Genomic DNA, 641 nt, shown 5'->3' with positions numbered 1-641 from the left:
TCGCCGATGTGCCGCCGCCCCCCGCGTACGGGGGCTCCGGCGGCGCGCCGGGCAGTGCGGAGAGGCCCGGTGCGCCGCTTCCGCCGCCGTCCGGGCCGCCGGTCGGCGGGGTGCATGCCGCGGCGACGATGCTGGCCGACGGTTCGGCGCTGCCGGGGAATGCCGGTGGTCCGCCGCCGCCTCCCGGTGTGCCGGGTGCCCGTGACGAGGACCGTGGCCGTACGGACGCGGCGGCGCCGGGTGCCGAGGACGGTGCCAAGGACGGGGCCGAGGACGGGGCCGGGAGCGACGCCGCGCAGCCGCCTGTCGCCGCGCCCGCGGGCGGGTACATCCCGACGCAGCTCGTCTCGCAGCTGGACGCGAACGAGGTGGACCTGAGCGCGGTGGACGGCCCCGCAGCGTCGTCCCCGAAACCGGAGCAGAGGCCGGAGCAGGAGCGGCAGCAGAAGCCGGAACCGGGCCCGCCCGCGCCGCCTTCCGGCGGTCCCGGCGGCGGTGTGCACGCCGCCGCGACGATGCTCGCAAGCGACGCCGTGCTCCGCCCCGAGGCAGGCGGCCCCGGCGTGACCGGCGGCCCCGGCGTGACCGGCGGCCCCGGAGCGACCGGCGGCCCCGGCGCCACCGGAGGCCCCGGCGTACCC

General features: G+C 80.7%; 1 pseudogene. It reads left to right on the top strand.

The window, feature by feature from the left end:
- Positions 1-188 precede the first annotated feature (188 nt).
- Positions 189-641: pseudogene (locus IH45_RS01000000144805) on the top strand (hypothetical protein); the annotation flags it as partial.

The sequence above is a fragment of the Streptomyces rimosus subsp. rimosus genome (genome assembly GCF_000720725.1).
In the GTDB taxonomy this organism is placed as follows: Bacteria; Actinomycetota; Actinomycetes; order Streptomycetales; family Streptomycetaceae; genus Streptomyces; species Streptomyces rimosus_A.
The sequence above is the reverse complement of the archived record's forward strand: the minus strand, read 5'-3'. Positions and strand labels throughout refer to the sequence as shown.